Raw genomic sequence first — 15,942 nt, 5'->3', positions numbered from 1 at the left:
AAAATTAAAAGCACTCCAATACAGGAATGCTTTTAAACACTTGTTTAATTTTTAAAGGTACTTTCGATGAACAGTCTTCCCATCATACGTGAAGAGCACGGGCTTTTGTTCGATCATTGTTTCCATGTGTACGGGGCGTCCCCACAGGTGATGGACGTGCGGCAGGACTTTCTCCAGATACTTCACATCAAGTTCCATGTCTTCATAGCTATGATTGAGGTACAGTTCCCCATTTTTCATGTAGTCCCCGTCATTTACGGTGATATAAGGAAAACCGCCGTTCACCCGCATACTAACGAGCTGATCTCGGACTTCCTCCCACTGTTTATCGACGATCTTATATTCTTTGCCCTGCTTTTGGAACAGATACATGTCTTCTCGTTGTGCTAGATCTTTTGTTAGATAGTTTCGGATAAACGACATATCGGATTCAAGTTCTCGGACCTCAAACATTTTCTCACGGCCAGATCCTGGTTTGACACCTTGTCTGATAAGCTCTTTATCAGGGGTGTTGTAACGTTCTTCGATGTCTTTAAAGATCTGTAATCCTAAGTAATATGGATTGATTGATGTTTTCGAAGGCTGAACTACCCCAGCGTTCAGTTTCGCGAACTCGATTGTCTCATGAGAGGTTAAGTCCATTTCTTGTAGAATTTTGGCGTGCCAATAGCTAGCCCAGCCTTCCTTCTCCTAAGGATCTCAGATTGATACATTTTAATAACTATTGCTTATTCAACAATCACATTAACAAATATCCATTGAAACTTTCCTTAATCACATCTCATTTTTTTATCATATATAGTACCTCCGAGAACAAAACAAAAGGGACTCTATACAAACTAAACATTGACCTATTTGTTAGTCTTTTCCGCTAAACTCTAAAATATTTAAACCCTCAGATGCCTCTGGTGCTTCAAAAAATTTAGAAACATGAATAAAAACCGCTTCAGTATCAAAAGCTGCTCTTTCAGGTATTTCCTTACGCCTTTGTGCAATTTGACGTAAGCATTGCCCGTTATTTATATTAAGGAAAATTAGTTGATGGCTTGCATTGACCTCTGACGCCATATCCAAAAACCACTTTCGCAGCTTTTGAGTGTTAGCAGGAAAATCCATCACTACATCTGTACCGACACTTAATATGTTTTGGACATGCTTTTTCACCAACGGCTTGAGCTGTGCTGAGAATTTTAGGTAGTCCTCAAATGATGCAATCTGATTGGGATAAAGAGATGAAAGCCATTCATCCTCAGACAACAGTACCGCATGTTTATCTATCGACAATTGTTTTGATTTAGTTGATTTTCCAGCTCCCATTTTTCCACAGAAAAAGTATAGCGTCCCCAATTGTTTCATATTCTTTAACCCCCTGCGGTTATTTTAGTTAAAAGCTTTTACTTCGTTAGTTCCATAGAAATTCTCTTCTTATTAATATTTAGACGTTACAATTTATATTGAATATTATACCAATTTGAATTATATTCCTTCTAAAACAAACACAATGTTTACTTTAATAAGTTTTAATTAATCTACTTCTTTTTCCACTTCATTCTGTCAAAAGCATAACCAATATTAATCCCTGTAACTTTATCATCAAAGTGTATAAAAGATATTTCTAAATTTTTTTGATGGTCAACATACCCTATTATATTAATGGCTTGCTCTTTATCTTCATAAGTAAAATAATTTTCTCCGTATGTTTTTATAACTTTCTCAATAGGCGACCCTATTTTTATTCCCAATGAACTTGAAGATGTATCATTGGTTTCTACAACTCCTACTTGTAAAACTTCCTTTGTTTCTCTATCCACACTTAAAATAATATCTTTATTCCAATATTGGTCATAATTCCTTTGTGTTGCATATTGTTCGTTATCTGGGTGCTCCTCAAAATTTCCGTGTTTCATTCTAAGTGTTTTCTCATTGATTGACATACCTACTTTAATATCATCAATACTTTCATCAGACAAATCCGTAGACTCTACTTCCTTCATAACATCTTCCATATTTGCAGAACTACAAGCGGTCATAAAAATGAGAATTAAAGTAAAACAAAATAATTTCCAAAACCGACTAAAGACCATTTACTCATACCTCATTTTCAGAGTATCTTTTTCAAGTCAACTTTATCGTAATACTTTTAAATTCACTCATTATCTACAAAACCCCTTCTTTATCCATTTTTTAAAGTCAATAAAAGGACAACAAAAAGCACGCCAGCAGCGTGCTTTTTCTTATGATATTAAACACTTGTTAAAATTTTAAAGATACTTCCGATGTACTGTCTTCCCATCAAACGTGAACAAAACTGGCTTTTGCTCGATCTTCGTCTCCATGTGAACAGGTCTACCCCAGAGGTGATGGATGTGTGGTAATACCTTCTCCAGATACTTTACATCGAGTTCCATATCTTCATAGCTATGAACCAAGTAAAGCTCCCCATTTTTCATATAGTCCCCGTCATTTACCGTGATGTAAGGGAATCCGCCATTTACACGCATACTAACGAGCTGATCTCGGACTTCCTCCCACTGTTTATCGACGATCTTATATTCTTTGCCCTGCTTTTGGAACAGATACATGTCTTCTCGTTGTGCTAGATCTTTTGTTAGATAGTTTCGAATGAACGACATATCAGATTCGAGTTCACGGACCTCGAACATTTTTTCACGTCCTGATCCTGGTTTAACGCCTTGCCTAATCAGCTCTTCATCTGGGTTATTGTAGCGTTCTTCAATGTCTTTAAATATCTGTAACCCTAAGTAATATGGATTGATTGATGTTTTCGAAGGCTGAACTACCCCAGCGTTCAGTTTCGCGAACTCGATTGTCTCATGAGAGGTTAAGTCCATTTCTTGCAGGATTTTGGCGTGCCAATAGCTAGCCCAGCCTTCCTTCTCCTAAGGATCTCAGATTGAATCATTTAAATTGCCTTCTGGGAAGGGCTTTTTAAACTAACGCATCCGATAGTTCAATAAAAAAGGAGCTATTATTAGCTCCACTTTCTTCAACTAACCCACCAGTTGGTTGAAATATAAAATTTGTTTTATGAATAAGTTATGCTTTGATCGGAAATAACCCTTACCTCTTAGTTAAGAGGGTATCCATAATACTTTTTTTAAACGCTTCATAATTAAAAGAAAAAGCTACACTATGTGTACTATACTCTGGGTTTGTTGTAAAGCGGAAGTCGGCAATACTTTGACCAAAACCTTCACCTCTATCGGGTATAACTTTTATCGGCACTCTCGAAACGTTCACAAATTCTGGATACAACAAGAACCATATCGTCATAAAATCATGCATTGGACTTCCTGTTATACCTGGATTTGATTTAGAGTAAAAATTATAATAATAGTCCAACATGGGTTTAATCATGAGTCCTGCAGGATCCTGAGTATTCTGATGGAATCTATCAATAGTTTGAACCATTTCGGGAGTAACAAGTGCATTTTGTGTAATGTTTAATGGAATAATAGTCAGATTTCTAGCATGTAGCAAGACTAGATTTGCTGCATATGGATCTGAGTAAAAATTAGCTTCTGCTACTGCCGTTACATTCCCTGGATAGAAGAACGCTCCTCCCATGCAAATATACTCCTTTACTTTTTTCATCTTTTCTAAATTAAGAATAAATGTAGTTGCTAATGAAGATAATCTTCCAAGGTTGATGATAGTGAGGTCGTCAATATTTTCATCTATTATCTGATAAATATCATTAATAGCGAATATTGGGTAAGGAATATCTGGAGGAATGATTGGTCCTAATCCCGCTTCTCCATGTACTTCAGGAAAAAACTGAACCGAAATACCAGTTAAAGGGACAGATGCACCGAGAAATACAGGAATTCTTTCTTGTCCCGTAATGTACTTAATATAATTAATATTCCTAATGGCATTAGTTCTCGATACATTCCCATAGTCAGCAACTATCCCCAATATTTGCACGTCTTTACGAAAAAAAGCATAAATAAGAGCAAAAGCATCATCTATTCCCAAATCTGTAAAAAGAAGAACCTTTTTGGGCATACACATTCCTCCTTATCTGAAAATGTATATGACACAAGTTATAATTAAATGAACAGCATTGAGAAAACAATGTGATATCAGAATATATAACTCAGCTATATTTAATACGAACTTGTTAGACCAATAAAATAACAAAAAGCACGCCGACTGCGTGCTTTCCTTTTTATTTTTAAACACTTGTTTAATTTTATAGGTACTTTCGATGAACCGTCTTCCCATCAAACGTAAACAAAACAGGCTTTTGCTCGATCTTCGTCTCCATGTGAACAGGACGACCCCAAAGATGATGGATGTGAGGAAGAACCTTTTCTAAATACTTCACATCGAGTTCCATATCTTCATAGCTATGATTGAGGAATAGCTCCCCATTTTTCATGTAGTCCCCGTCATTTACCGTAATGTATGGAAAACCGCCGTTCACCCGCATGCTGACAAGCTGATCACGGACCTCTTCCCACTGTTTGTCGACAATCTTGTATTCCTTGCCTTGCTTTTGGAACAGGTACATGTCTTCCCTTTGTGCTAGATCTTTAGTTAAATAGTTTCTAATGAACGACATGTCGGACTCCAGCTCACGGACCTCGAACATTTTCTCTCGTCCTGATCCTGGTTTTACGCCTTGCCTGATCAGCTCTTCATCTGGGTTGTTGTAGCGTTCTTCGATGTCTTTGAAAATTTGAAGTCCTAAGTAATACGGGTTGATTGACGTCTTTGATGGCTGAACAACACCTGCGTTTAATTTGGCGAACTCGATCGTCTCATGAGAGGTTAAATCCATTTCTTGCAGGATCTTGGCGTGCCAATAGCTAGCCCAGCCTTCCTTCCCCTAAGAATTTCAGGTAGGACCATTTAATTTACCTCATGTAAATGTCTTCTTCAATTAACACCTTTCGATAAACTGCTTAAACAGCTCTATTGACCTTACATGGCAGCAGTATTTTAAGATAACGCATCTTTGTTGAAGAGCATAGTGTAGATCATTATGTATAATGTAATTATCAGATAAATAAGTAATTCTTTGGAGACGATGCCATGAGGAATAAGAAATTAGAAAATTATGTGCTTCATGAAAAAAGTAATCAATTTTATTGGGAGGGCAGTGGCCAACTCTCCATAAAGACTTTTACAAACGGCAATGCTTTTTATAAAACAAATAATGGATTTTTCACAATAGAAGATAACAGATATCTGCTTCTTAATAAAGGTCACTACACAATAGAAATTGATGACGATAACGAAGTAGAATCTTTTTGTGTTTTTTTTAAGGATGGATTAGCAGAGGAAATTTTAAGTTCGTTACAAAAATCAACTAATAATCTTCTTTCCGATCCCTTCAAAGATATCGAGTCTATTGGATTTTTTGAAAAAACATACCAAATGGATCAACGACTACTTCAACAAATAAATACTTTCAAGGGGAATCTAATGCTATTTAAAAGCGAACCTCTTTGGTATGAAGAACAATTTTATAAGATAATGGAAATCATTTTGTTTTAACAAATTAATGTCTTGAACGAAGTGGAAACTTTACATACAGTTCGAAAGGCTACTCGTCAGGAATTATACAGGAGGATTAGCGTAGCACATGATTATATAAGGGCTTACTACAATAATCAAATAACATTAGAAGATATCTAAGGTTGCTTGCTTATCACCTAATCATCTACTAAGAAATTACTCAGCAGTATTTGGGAAAACACCTTTTCAACACATTTCTGAATTTAGAATTTTAAAGGCTAAACAACTCCTAAAACACTTAGAATTAAGTATAACCTATATAACATTTGAATTAGGATTTACTAATCCAGTCTCCTTCAGCAAAATGTTTAAACAACATATTGGCATTTCTCCTGTCCAATATAGGAAAAAAGTGATTTTAGATAAGAATTAAATAATAGGTTCCTTTACAATGAAGAGGAAGTAAAACAAAAGGAGAGATTATCAATGGAAACAACAAAGACGAACTTAATTCAGACGATTAGTCAGATTGGTGTACCAGTAAATGATATTGGGAGAGCAGTAGAATTTTATAAAGATTTATTAGGTCTATCTCTTTTATTTAAGACCGAAAACATGGCATTCTTTGATTGTAACGGTATCCGTCTTCTTCTAACACTTCCTGAAAAAGAGGAGTTTGATCATCCAAGCTCAGTCATTTACTTTCAAGTCAAAGACATAAATGATTCTTATAAAAGTTTGCAGAGTAATGGTGTTTCCTTTATCGATAAACCACATATTGTGGCTAAACTAAACCAAACTGAGACATGGATGACATTTTTTAAAGACACAGAAGGCAATACCCATGCTTTAATGAGTGAAACACTGAATTAGTCAGAATGATTTATTTTGGTCTCCTTTTTAATATGCCACTAGCCAAACATAAATTCTTCTTCAATTAACCTGCCCGTTGAATAACAAAGACAACAAAAAGCACGCATCAGCGTGCTTTTTCCTATTACTTTTAAACACATGTTTTATTTTAGAGGTACTTTCGATGCACGGTCTTCCCGTCAAATGTGAAGAGCACAGGCTTTTGCTCGATCATCGTTTCCATGTGTACGGGACGTCCCCACAAATGATGAACGTGCGGCAGCACTTTCTCCAGGTACTTCACGTCGAGTTCCATATCTTCATAACTATGATTGAGGTAGAGTTCCCCATTTTTCATATAGTCCCCATCATTTACCGTGATGTATGGGAATCCTCCGTTCACCCTCATACTAACCAGCTGATCACGGACTTCTTCCCATTGCTTATCGACAATCTTGTATTCCTTCCCCTGCTTTTGGAATAGGTACATATCTTCTCGCTGAGCGAGATCTTTAGTTAGATAGTTTCGGATAAACGACATGTCGGATTCCAGTTCACGAACTTCGAACATTTTTTCACGACCAGAACCTGGCTTAACCCCTTGTCTGATCAGCTCTTCGTCAGGGTTGTTGTAGCGTTCTTCGATGTCTTTGAAGATTTGTAGCCCTAAATAATAAGGGTTGATCGATGTCTTCGATGGTTGGACAACTCCTGCATTTAATTTGGCGAACTCAATTGTTTCATGAGAGGTCAGATCCATTTCTTGCAGGATTTTGGCGTGCCAATAGCTAGCCCAGCCTTCGTTCCACTAAGGCGGTTTATTTTTTTTTTTTTTGGTAAAAAATTCAAAATCATTAAAGGAACCCGATATACATTATAACTAAAAAAGGAGGTATTTAAATGAGGTTAGGAAGAATAATCATAAAAAACTTTCGACGAATCGAAGAAGCGGATATAGTATTTGATTCAACATCATTTCTAATTGGTGCAAACAATATTGGAAAAACAAGCGTAATCCGTGCCATCGACGCGTTGTTAACTTTAGGAAATGATAAAGTAACAGCCGATGACTTCCGATTGATTAATCAAGATGAAAGAGCAGATAATATTGAGATAATAGGTTATTTCAAAGATATTCCTACTGAGATCCAAACTAGTACAGGTTTTAGAGGGCGTGTAATAAATGGAGAATTCATTTATAAGAAAACATATAGAATCACTAATCTTAAACCAACAATTACAACATTTGAACATGATTATGAAATCACAGAAGATTTCGCACACATAAATACTGCTCCTGAATTAATCGAAAAACTTAATCTAGATGAACAAGGACTAAAATCATTAGTTGGAAAATTCCAAGGAAACAGACTTCCAGATAGATGGCACCTAAATATTGATGGAGCTTTTGTAATTAATTATGATTCCCCACCAAGGGAGATACCAAATCCTGGAGGTTTACCAAGTATAGTTATTTCGAAATTACCCCGTTTAATACATATACCAGCTTATACAAATGTAAATGATATTGGAAAAGGGGATGGAAACACTCTTCTGGCTGAATGTTTAGGAATTTTATTTGATGACTTAATTAGTCAAAGTTCATTGGCTGCTGGAATTGAAGAAAGTTTAGCACAACTTCAACAAGAGATGGCTCCTAATCAGGAAGGCTCAATGATTTTTAATTTGTGTCATGAGGTAAATCAAGTCATTGGTGAAGTGTTCCCAAATTGTGGTATAAAGATTGATCCATCACTGAGGAATTTAACAAGTGTACTTAAACCTCAGTACAATGTATCCATGTATTCTAATGTTGATACAAATGCAGACAGACAAGGTACGGGGTTGGTGAGGACTGGTATTTTCTCAATTTTAAGGTATCACTCCCATTTAGTTTTAGAAAGTGGAACTACTGCTCGTCCGCTTTTAGTTGCATTTGAAGAACCAGAAATTTATTTACATCCAGCGGCTGCAAACCTTTTAAGAGATACTATTTATTCTCTTGGCGAGTCCGACCAAATTATATGCACCACGCACTCTCCATGGATGATTGACTTATCAAAAAACTGGCAATCGCTAACTAAAATGGAGCTTAATGAAGATTCTTATACTTTCGCTACAAATTATGGGTTATCAGAAGCAACCGCCAATATGTTACAACAGGAAAGAGAATTATTAAAGATGATAAAAACGTTCGATGATGAATTATCAAGGATATTCTTTACCGAGAAGTGTATTGTTGTAGAAGGAGATTCTGAAGTCATCGCAATAAAACAAACCCTTTCTTTACTACCTCCTGACCTTAGAAGAGAAATACTTTCTAAAACACAAATAATAAAAGCAAGAGGAAAAGCCTCAATCATTGCTCTAATTAAATATCTTAACGCGTTAAATATACCCTATCATGTAATTCACGATCGCGATCAAGGGACAGTTGGTGCTGAGCGTTTTAATCCATTTATTGCCGAAGCGGTTGGAGACGACACCAGGATTTCATTGTTAGAAGAGTGTTTAGAAAACTGTTTAGGTTATGAATCACCAAGTTCTGATAAGCCACTGAAGGTATATCAAAAGACTTTAGAGTGGACAGACTGGAGTAGTATACCTGAATTATGGAGAAATGTTATTAAAGATTCATTTGAAATTGTAGAGGAATAACAAAATGACAATGGCCATTTGAATCTTTGGGCCATTGTCATTTTTTCATAATAAGGAAGAAATCAATTTGAACAAGTATTTTTTGCTTCAATGCTTAGAAAATATTTACCTTTTAACAGAACTACCAGTATTCCAAATCCACTCTCCTCGGCCACTATTATATCCGTAATATTTTGCTTTAAATTGTTTCATAGCAGCTTCGTATTGTCCTAAAATTAAAACTGCATCACTATTTTGAGGAAGTGTCTCATCATCTAACAAATCCAAGTAATCATTTGAAGAATCAAATGTTAATACATCATTTTTTATTTCTGTTAATAAACGATTCAGTAATTTTACCTTAAGTGGATTTAATACTCCATCTTGTTTCTTTTTTGAAAATTCTCTGACCTCTTGCAAAGCTGATTCTAACATTGGATACAACAAATCATAATTATCTGCTTGTTCCTTTGTTGGTAATTTTGAGATTAAGTTTTGTTTTTTCATATTTGCACCTCCTAATATTATCTATAAAGGACGCTTTGTTCTCTTATTGGTTAATTCACCATTGACTCTCCAATACCAACTTCCACTCATTTGGCCAATATTATCTCTTCTAAGAATTTCCAAGCAATTTAAATACTGTGACAGAATAAATACGACATCACTATTTGAAGGGATGTCATCCTCATCAAATTTATTAAACTCTTGAAACGGTTTATAATCACTAACTAAAAGATTATTTGCATCTTCGATAACCATGTTTATAAACTTCAACTTAAATTTATTAATCGCATCATCAGGTTTCTTTTTAGATAATGTACTGACTTCTTCAAAAAAACCACTTAACTGTGTTTCTGTTTTTTCAAACTTTTCAATATCCACTTTTAATATCTCCTTTACGACCTATGAAGGACAAGCTCTTGTAAATTCTATATATTTCTTTTTGATTACTTCAATTGGGTGTCTTTGTTTACTTTCAAATATAGAGACCATTAATGAAATATCCTCGTCAGTAAGAGCAATAATGCACTTTCTCTGTCCAGCCCAAAGATCAATTGTATTTTTAAAAACTGATTTAGGAATTGGGTTCCTTGTTACTATAATACCGAATCCCCCAAATTGATTATTTAAATATCTATTTAATTGATTAACATGATCACGTTCAACTTTAGCTACATTCTTTAATTCAAAAACTATTTGGGTAGACCCATAATTTTTATGAATGTCTCCTAGAAATTCGATGGAGCGGTTATTGTAAAATATCAAGTCTCTTATCAATACCCCCGTATCTGTACGACTTTGTTCAGCAGCAAAGTCTAATTGTGGATACAAGAGTGAAGATAGTAACTGACACATATGATCTTCGTATTTTTTATCTGCATTATTGGTTTTACCTGAAGGTAACTTAATTATTGTAGAGAATTTCCTTTTTGCTGAAAGTACAGGAATCGGTTTAAACAGTGGATCATTTTTACAGCTTTCATGAGTTAATTCTTTATTTTTTATGTAATTAAGTACAGTATCATAATTCTTTCTGTTGTAACTTAAAATCTTTACTCGTGATTTTTCAGTATCCTTTTCAATATCCTTATTAAAGTAATCTTTAAAATAATCTTCATAATTTATCCAAGGAATAAATCTGAGCCATCTCTTTGGAATTAATAATATAGGCTCTTTGGTTTCTGGATTTTGTGGCAAGTATACTTCTTCTTCTCCAAATTTGTTACTCCTATAATCATAAATGTCGTTAAGTTTTGTTTTGAAAAGTGGGATAGTATATTTTTCAGATTGCTCAATAGTAAAGTCAATTAAAAATGATTTTAAGAAATTACATGCAATATCACTTACCCTATCACTTGCAATACCATCAACAAATAATTGGATCGTTTCAAAATGGGTAAATCCACTATCTTTTATTTGGGGTATATCTTTATAAAGACTTAAAATATTATTTGCAGTTTTTTCGCCTATTCTTAGACCCCTTTTCGTCTTTGAAACCCCTAAACCAACTTCCATACATTCTGAAGCTCTAATCAAAATCTCTTTAGCTTCGTTATCTCTGTCCTTTTTCAAAAGAAACCCTAAATTATTGAAGGAATTGATTAAAGATGTATGTAAAGCATTGTCTTGTAAAGATGGAGATTTCCAAAGCAAAAATGGGTCAAGATATAAAGGAATATCTTCATCTAAAAAAGGAATCGCAAAATCCACATTTTCTTGTGTCATTGTGATGTTATAAAAGTCATTTAGACGTGGACGTATAATAGCCATTAATAAATTACTCCAGTTCATTTATCTTTTTTATCAGAAATAGAGTTTCTACAAAGAACTACACAAATCCTTCTATTCTTACAAAAATATTCAATTGAAATAGTAAGAGATTGAAGGTAAACAACTAGATATAAACAATAAGCTATACACCTCCAATGGATATTCCTTCCATTAACCATTAAAAAGAATCTATTTAGTCCTAAAAAATTTAACCTTAAATTTACCAGTATTTCACGAACGTATATTCGCATATAATAAAGAAAACGTACGTTCGGGAGGGTAATGAAAATGGATTTAAAAAGAGAAAGTATCTTGTGCATTGATTTAAAGAGCTTTTATGCTTCGTGTTCCTGTATAAAAAGAGGTTTAGATCCGTTAACCACCTACTTAGCTGTTGTAGGAGCTACCGATCGCCAGGGTAGCGTCGTTTTAGCCTCAACCCCCCTTATGAAAAAAAAATATCGTATCAAAACAGGAAGTCGTTTGTTTGAAATTCCAAAGAAAAAAGAGATACACATTGTAAATGCAGAAATGAGATATTACCTTGAAATGTCTATGGAAGTAACAAAAATACTCCATCGTTATGCAGCTAATGAAGATATTCACATTTATTCGGTTGATGAGTCGTTCATACGGGTAAATCCTGTTGAACGTATTTTTGGCGACAAATGGGCGATCGCAAGAAGAATAAAGAAAGAAATATTTGAAGAACTCGGTCTTACCGTAGCGATCGGAATTGGTGAGAACATGCTGCTCAGCAAACTATGTTTGGATCTCGATGCTAAAAAAACAACAGAAGGCATCGCGGAATGGACCTATGAATCAGTTCCTCATAAATTATGGCCCGTTACCCCATTGTCTGAAATGTGGGGAATCGGTTCAAGGACTCAAAAAACGTTAAACCGAATGGGAATTGTTAAAGTGGGTGACCTTGCCCACTATCCTTTAGAGTTATTAGAAAAGAAGTTTGGTATCATGGGAAACCAGCTATATTATCACGCACATGGCATCGATCATAGCGATCTTGGTGCTCCGATTATGCTGGGCCAAATCAGTTTTGGAAAAAGCCAGATTCTATTAAGGGATTACCCCGACAAAGAAGAAGTAAAGCATGTGATCTTAGAAATCTGCGAAGAAGTGGCCAGGCGAACGAGGTCTTCACATAAAGCGGGCAGAACGATTAGTTTAGGGATAGGCTACTCCAAAGAATCCTTCGGTGGTGGGTTCAACCGTGCGAAAACCATGGATCAACCGACCAATATTACGATGGATATCTATAAGGTTTGCCTTGAACTGTTCGATAAATTTTATAATGGTGACGTGGTGAGAAGTATCGATGTTCGGCTCTCAAATATTGTGGATGATACCGAATTACAGTTATCATTGTTTGATTTGGAGTATCCAAAACGGAGTCGTCTAGGGTATGCGATGGATGAGATAAGAAGAAAGCATGGTTCTGCTTCTTTATTAAGAGCCGTATCGTACACCAATGCAGGTACAGCTCTCCATAGAAGTAAATTAATCGGTGGTCATAAAGGATAAAGAGCTTGGCAATCGCCAAGCTCTTTTTGATTTCTACTTGAACTTTCATACCCCTTAGTTGCATAGCTAACCAAAGTGTCTCTATTATCTCTACTATGAACATTATTAAATTGACTGAATATATTGATAGTACAAGCTATAAAAAAAGGAGGTGATATCAATGCCTAAACATAAAAAACCCTCCCCTAAAGTTCCAGCAACAATATGTCTGCCTACAGTTCCAGTAACAATATGCTCTTGCCCCATTGAACCATGTACCGTAATACCGTGTTGTACTGAAACATCCTCTCTATTTTCATTTGATTTTTCAGATCCAGACTCTTTTTGCTGATAGGCGTGTTGATGTGCGGTAGCCGATTATAGCCCATCGTAAAAAGTCTCTGGAGAAAAGCTGTTGGACCAGAGAGTTTTTCTGGTATTGCTGCTAGCGATTAATCGAAAATTCTATCTGTATAAGACGTTTAGGCACAACCCTTATAGTTGTGTCCTTTATTTATAGAAATCTAGATATCTTCAACAGAGAGGATGGTTAATTTTGCTGGATAGAAGGAGGAATATATGAAATTAATAGACATTCAAAAACCATATAACATTATTATCAGTCTCGGAAGTGAATGTGGTCCAGCCTTACATCTCAGAAGGCATGATTTAAGAAAAACCTCATTACCTTTTGATTGGGTATGCTCTCATTCCTTACCTGGTATTAATAGACTTATAAAAACCAGATTTAACGGCTATATGGAACGAAGCAATATGACGAAAGTTGAAAATTATAAACCTGGATTTGTGTTGGATGAAGACGGAAATAATGCAGGGTCTCACTCGCAATTTATAAAAGATAACGAATTTAATGTTATATCCGTTCATGATTTTCCAATTGAACAGGACTGGCAAACAGTTTATCCAATCTATAAACAAAAACTAAATAAAAGGATAGAAAGATTATATTACTGGTTAAACATTAGTCCATCTATTTTGTTTATTAGATGGTCAAATTTATCTGATGTAGTTCGGGTAAGAATGGAAGCAACTCAATTAGAAACAATTTTATCTGACGTTGTAAAAGGTGAATTTAAGATACTAATTATCATTCCTACTAATGGTGTTAATCGAATTACAGATATTGAATGGGGATTGAAAAATGTTTGTGCTGTTCAAGTGCCTTATAACACTAACCCCATAACAGATAATACAGCTTGGGATTATCTGTTACGAGGGATTTCAATAAAAGAATAATTGAACAGTACGGAAAAATCTACTGACTATATAAAAGGATCTGTTAAATAATGAATTTGGAAGACCAACCTACATTCATATCACCTAATCCTGGACTGTGCTCGTTAGGCATTTCTGGAAGATTGGGTACTGGGAATCCTTTTGGTGGTTCAACTACACTTAATTCGTCCGCCATTTCTGCTTGGGGATTGACCACTGAAGATTTCCCCTATCTTTGTTGGATCTAGACGGAAGTTAAATTGAACGTTATGAAAGCCCATGTCAACATACTTCATACATTCTGGGTATTTGTTTATATCATAGTTAGGCACAGGGAAAAGTTTGCCCCATTCAACGCCAAGTGTTTCGAGAGCTTTTGTAAAAATGCATTTTGGTGTAAGTTATCACGGACAATTAAGAAACCCAAGATTTCACGAAAGGTTTTGTTACTGCTCATCTCATAAATTCGACTTTTGTGAAGTACACCTGTTGATTCGAGGATAACGTTATTAAGCAAATCAGTTATTAAATTCCCATGATTGTAAACCCATGATCTATCCCATGGGTTACCGCCTGCATCAGCTGGTAGTGAACTTTGTGCCCCCATAATAAAATGATGAGGATTTGTGTGTTTTACAGCCTCATATTGTTCAATAAAAATACCCATTGGTTAAAATGGGTATTTTTAAGTTTGGATTAGTCTTTTCGATCATCTCTTCTTCTTAAACCTAATAATCCAGCCAGACCTATTAAACCGATCCATCCCCAATCCATATCGTTATCGTCATCATTTGTTGCTGCAACATTTCTTGTCATGTTTGTATTATTATAATTGTCATTATTATTTGCTGAAACATTATTCCCACCGAACAAAAGTCCTATTGATAGGATGATTACTGTAATAAAAGCTAATTGTTTTCGTTTCATTGTAATTCTCCTTTTATTTTTTTCATATTTCACTTTTTATTCTCTCTTTATTACATTTTTTTATACTTAATTATCATGGTGATATAGTCCAACAGAGTGACTTCCTTTCTATATAGGCTTATTTGAACAAATTTTTTCGTAAAGAATAAATTCAATTTGAATACCTAATAATATTCCCTGTGTTCTATATCCTTTTTAAAGGAGTAAATCATGAATTTTCAAAAGATGATAAGGAGTGTAGTTATGGGAATTTTAAGTGGAAAACCACAAGATGAACCAATGCATTACGGTGAGATATTTGGAACATGGACTAACCTTTTAACGAATAATGGATTAATTGCAGGGTATCAAGTTTATATAAATCACACGGGTGATCAGGATTTAAAAAAGCTTATTGAAGAAGCCATTCAGGGCTTGAAAAATGAAAATAAACAAATCGAAGAACTTCTTAAAACGAATGGGATCGGCTTACCCCCTGCACCACCAGACCGTCCTGTTGCTAAATTAGAGGATATTCCTGTTGGAGCAAAATATAGCGATCCAGAAATTAGTGCTTCGGTTTCTAAAGATGTGGCTGCTGGACTAATAGTATGCAGTCAATTAATCGGTCAGTCTATACGAGAAGATGTTGCGATGATGTATGGTCAGTTCCATTTAGCAAAAGCACAATTCGGTGCTAAAATGCTAAAACTTAATAAAGAAAAGGGATGGCTGATTCCGCCTCCATTACAAGTTAAAGCTAGCGAATGATACATTTAAAAGGGACCACCAAAAGGTTAACGGGTTCTCTTTTGGAGGAGAAAATTGTAATTCGCAAGCCTTTTAGCAGGTGAAATAGCACTATAATTGGATATGTAAATAGCATTAAAAACGACCAGATTATTGTCTGGTCGTTTTCTTATAGTCTGATTCAATTAAAGCACCCGATCGTAATATAAGGTTAGCCAGAATTTCTGGTTGACCTTTTTTTATTTGGTCTTATTATAGCGGTAGTCGGGGTAGAACGTA

Annotated in this window: 14 protein-coding genes and 5 pseudogenes; 6 read left to right on the top strand and 13 right to left on the bottom strand. The window is 35.1% G+C overall.

All coding sequences use genetic code 11. From position 1 onward, the window contains the following. Positions 1-51: 51 nt before the first annotated feature. The 6 genes and pseudogenes from J2X07_RS00090 to J2X07_RS00065 form a co-directional block, all read right to left on the bottom strand. Positions 52-684 (bottom strand): annotated as a pseudogene (locus tag J2X07_RS00090) (SpoVR family protein); the annotation flags it as partial. Between the two features lie 174 nt (positions 685-858). After that, positions 859-1,356 (bottom strand): AAA family ATPase, encoded by a 498-nt coding sequence (locus J2X07_RS00085; RefSeq protein ID WP_310255369.1) that lies wholly within the window; start codon positions 1,354-1,356, stop codon positions 859-861. Positions 1,357-1,529: 173 nt separating this feature from the next. Beyond that, positions 1,530-2,084: a hypothetical protein gene (locus tag J2X07_RS00080; RefSeq protein WP_310255368.1), complete on the bottom strand. Its 555-nt coding sequence runs from the start codon at positions 2,082-2,084 to the stop codon at positions 1,530-1,532. A 177-nt stretch (positions 2,085-2,261) separates the two neighbouring features. Continuing rightward, a pseudogene (locus J2X07_RS00075) lies at positions 2,262-2,894 on the bottom strand (SpoVR family protein); the annotation flags it as partial. 187 nt (positions 2,895-3,081) lie between these two features. Next, entirely contained in the window at positions 3,082-4,029 is a 948-nt protein-coding gene (locus J2X07_RS00070; RefSeq protein ID WP_310255365.1) for a nucleoside hydrolase, read from the bottom strand. A 187-nt stretch (positions 4,030-4,216) separates the two neighbouring features. Further along, a pseudogene (locus J2X07_RS00065) lies at positions 4,217-4,849 on the bottom strand (SpoVR family protein); the annotation flags it as partial. Between the two features lie 212 nt (positions 4,850-5,061). Between J2X07_RS00065 and J2X07_RS00060 the strand changes: the two are divergent. Beyond that, positions 5,062-5,920: pseudogene (locus J2X07_RS00060) on the top strand (helix-turn-helix domain-containing protein). Between the two features lie 53 nt (positions 5,921-5,973). After that, positions 5,974-6,360 (top strand): VOC family protein, encoded by a 387-nt coding sequence (locus J2X07_RS00055; RefSeq protein ID WP_310255363.1) that lies wholly within the window; start codon positions 5,974-5,976, stop codon positions 6,358-6,360. 148 nt (positions 6,361-6,508) lie between these two features. Here the strand turns inward: J2X07_RS00055 and J2X07_RS00050 are convergent. Next, positions 6,509-7,144, bottom strand: a pseudogene (locus J2X07_RS00050) (SpoVR family protein); the annotation flags it as partial. Between the two features lie 95 nt (positions 7,145-7,239). Here J2X07_RS00050 and J2X07_RS00045 point away from each other — a divergent pair. Beyond that, the gene (locus J2X07_RS00045) at positions 7,240-8,997 is read left to right on the top strand and encodes an ATP-dependent nuclease (RefSeq protein ID WP_310255362.1); all 1,758 of its coding nucleotides are present in this window, start codon (positions 7,240-7,242) and stop codon (positions 8,995-8,997) included. A gap of 105 nt (positions 8,998-9,102) precedes the next feature. Here J2X07_RS00045 and J2X07_RS00040 read toward each other — a convergent pair whose 3' ends face one another. Genes J2X07_RS00040 through J2X07_RS00030 form a run of 3 tightly spaced genes read right to left on the bottom strand, consistent with a single transcriptional unit; the run spans position 9,103 to position 11,250 of the window. After that, positions 9,103-9,483, bottom strand: coding sequence for a hypothetical protein (locus tag J2X07_RS00040; RefSeq protein WP_310255361.1), 381 nt, complete (start codon positions 9,481-9,483; stop codon positions 9,103-9,105). A gap of 21 nt (positions 9,484-9,504) precedes the next feature. After that, a complete protein-coding gene (locus J2X07_RS00035) occupies positions 9,505-9,861 on the bottom strand; it encodes a hypothetical protein (RefSeq protein WP_310255359.1) in 357 nt (118 codons plus the stop codon). Between the two features lie 21 nt (positions 9,862-9,882). Next, positions 9,883-11,250 carry a hypothetical protein gene (locus tag J2X07_RS00030; RefSeq protein ID WP_310255358.1) on the bottom strand — a complete coding sequence of 456 codons (1,368 nt, stop codon included), beginning with the start codon at positions 11,248-11,250 and terminating at the stop codon, positions 9,883-9,885. A 288-nt stretch (positions 11,251-11,538) separates the two neighbouring features. Between J2X07_RS00030 and J2X07_RS00025 the strand changes: the two genes are divergently transcribed. Together J2X07_RS00025 and J2X07_RS00020 are read left to right on the top strand one after the other, a co-directional pair. Further along, a complete protein-coding gene (locus J2X07_RS00025; protein WP_396193548.1) occupies positions 11,539-12,792 on the top strand; it encodes a DNA polymerase thumb domain-containing protein in 1,254 nt (417 codons plus the stop codon). 558 nt (positions 12,793-13,350) lie between these two features. After that, complete coding sequence (locus J2X07_RS00020; RefSeq protein ID WP_310255355.1) at positions 13,351-14,028, top strand: DUF1796 family putative cysteine peptidase; 678 nt, start codon at positions 13,351-13,353, stop codon at positions 14,026-14,028. 43 nt (positions 14,029-14,071) lie between these two features. Here J2X07_RS00020 and J2X07_RS19930 read toward each other — a convergent pair whose 3' ends face one another. From J2X07_RS19930 to J2X07_RS00010, 3 genes are all read right to left on the bottom strand, one after another. Continuing rightward, a complete protein-coding gene (locus J2X07_RS19930) occupies positions 14,072-14,224 on the bottom strand; it encodes a hypothetical protein (RefSeq protein WP_396193547.1) in 153 nt (50 codons plus the stop codon). A gap of 96 nt (positions 14,225-14,320) precedes the next feature. Beyond that, on the bottom strand, positions 14,321-14,674 hold the full coding sequence (locus J2X07_RS19925) for a manganese catalase family protein (RefSeq protein ID WP_396193546.1): 354 nt from the start codon (positions 14,672-14,674) through the stop codon (positions 14,321-14,323). 29 nt (positions 14,675-14,703) lie between these two features. Beyond that, the gene (locus tag J2X07_RS00010) at positions 14,704-14,934 is read right to left on the bottom strand and encodes a WGxxGxxG family protein (RefSeq protein WP_310255354.1); all 231 of its coding nucleotides are present in this window, start codon (positions 14,932-14,934) and stop codon (positions 14,704-14,706) included. Between the two features lie 243 nt (positions 14,935-15,177). On the opposite strand from J2X07_RS00010, the gene J2X07_RS00005 reads away from it, so the two are divergent. Further along, a complete protein-coding gene (locus J2X07_RS00005) occupies positions 15,178-15,684 on the top strand; it encodes a DUF3231 family protein (RefSeq protein WP_310255352.1) in 507 nt (168 codons plus the stop codon). The last annotated feature ends 258 nt before the right edge of the window (positions 15,685-15,942 follow it).

This window comes from Fictibacillus barbaricus, assembly GCF_031457135.1.
GTDB classification, from domain to species: Bacteria; Bacillota; Bacilli; order Bacillales; family Fictibacillaceae; genus Fictibacillus; species Fictibacillus barbaricus_A.
Note: the sequence above shows the minus strand (reverse complement) of the source record. Positions and strands in the feature narration are given on the sequence as shown.

What these genes read in the sequence shown, in the direction of transcription:
- J2X07_RS00070 (WP_310255365.1), bottom strand. Translation starts at nt 4,029, where the DNA reads ATGCCCAAAAAGGTTCTTCTTTTTACAGATTTGGGAATAGATGATGCT.
- J2X07_RS00010 (WP_310255354.1), bottom strand. Translation starts at nt 14,934, where the DNA reads ATGAAACGAAAACAATTAGCTTTTATTACAGTAATCATCCTATCAATA.
- J2X07_RS00080 (WP_310255368.1), bottom strand. Translation starts at nt 2,084, where the DNA reads ATGGTCTTTAGTCGGTTTTGGAAATTATTTTGTTTTACTTTAATTCTC.
- J2X07_RS00030 (WP_310255358.1), bottom strand. Translation starts at nt 11,250, where the DNA reads ATGGCTATTATACGTCCACGTCTAAATGACTTTTATAACATCACAATG.
- J2X07_RS00040 (WP_310255361.1), bottom strand. Translation starts at nt 9,483, where the DNA reads ATGAAAAAACAAAACTTAATCTCAAAATTACCAACAAAGGAACAAGCA.
- J2X07_RS00045 (WP_310255362.1), top strand. Translation starts at nt 7,240, where the DNA reads ATGAGGTTAGGAAGAATAATCATAAAAAACTTTCGACGAATCGAAGAA.
- J2X07_RS00055 (WP_310255363.1), top strand. Translation starts at nt 5,974, where the DNA reads ATGGAAACAACAAAGACGAACTTAATTCAGACGATTAGTCAGATTGGT.
- J2X07_RS19925 (WP_396193546.1), bottom strand. Translation starts at nt 14,674, where the DNA reads ATGGGTATTTTTATTGAACAATATGAGGCTGTAAAACACACAAATCCT.
- J2X07_RS00025 (WP_396193548.1), top strand. Translation starts at nt 11,539, where the DNA reads ATGGATTTAAAAAGAGAAAGTATCTTGTGCATTGATTTAAAGAGCTTT.
- J2X07_RS00020 (WP_310255355.1), top strand. Translation starts at nt 13,351, where the DNA reads ATGAAATTAATAGACATTCAAAAACCATATAACATTATTATCAGTCTC.
- J2X07_RS00005 (WP_310255352.1), top strand. Translation starts at nt 15,178, where the DNA reads ATGGGAATTTTAAGTGGAAAACCACAAGATGAACCAATGCATTACGGT.
- J2X07_RS00085 (WP_310255369.1), bottom strand. Translation starts at nt 1,356, where the DNA reads ATGAAACAATTGGGGACGCTATACTTTTTCTGTGGAAAAATGGGAGCT.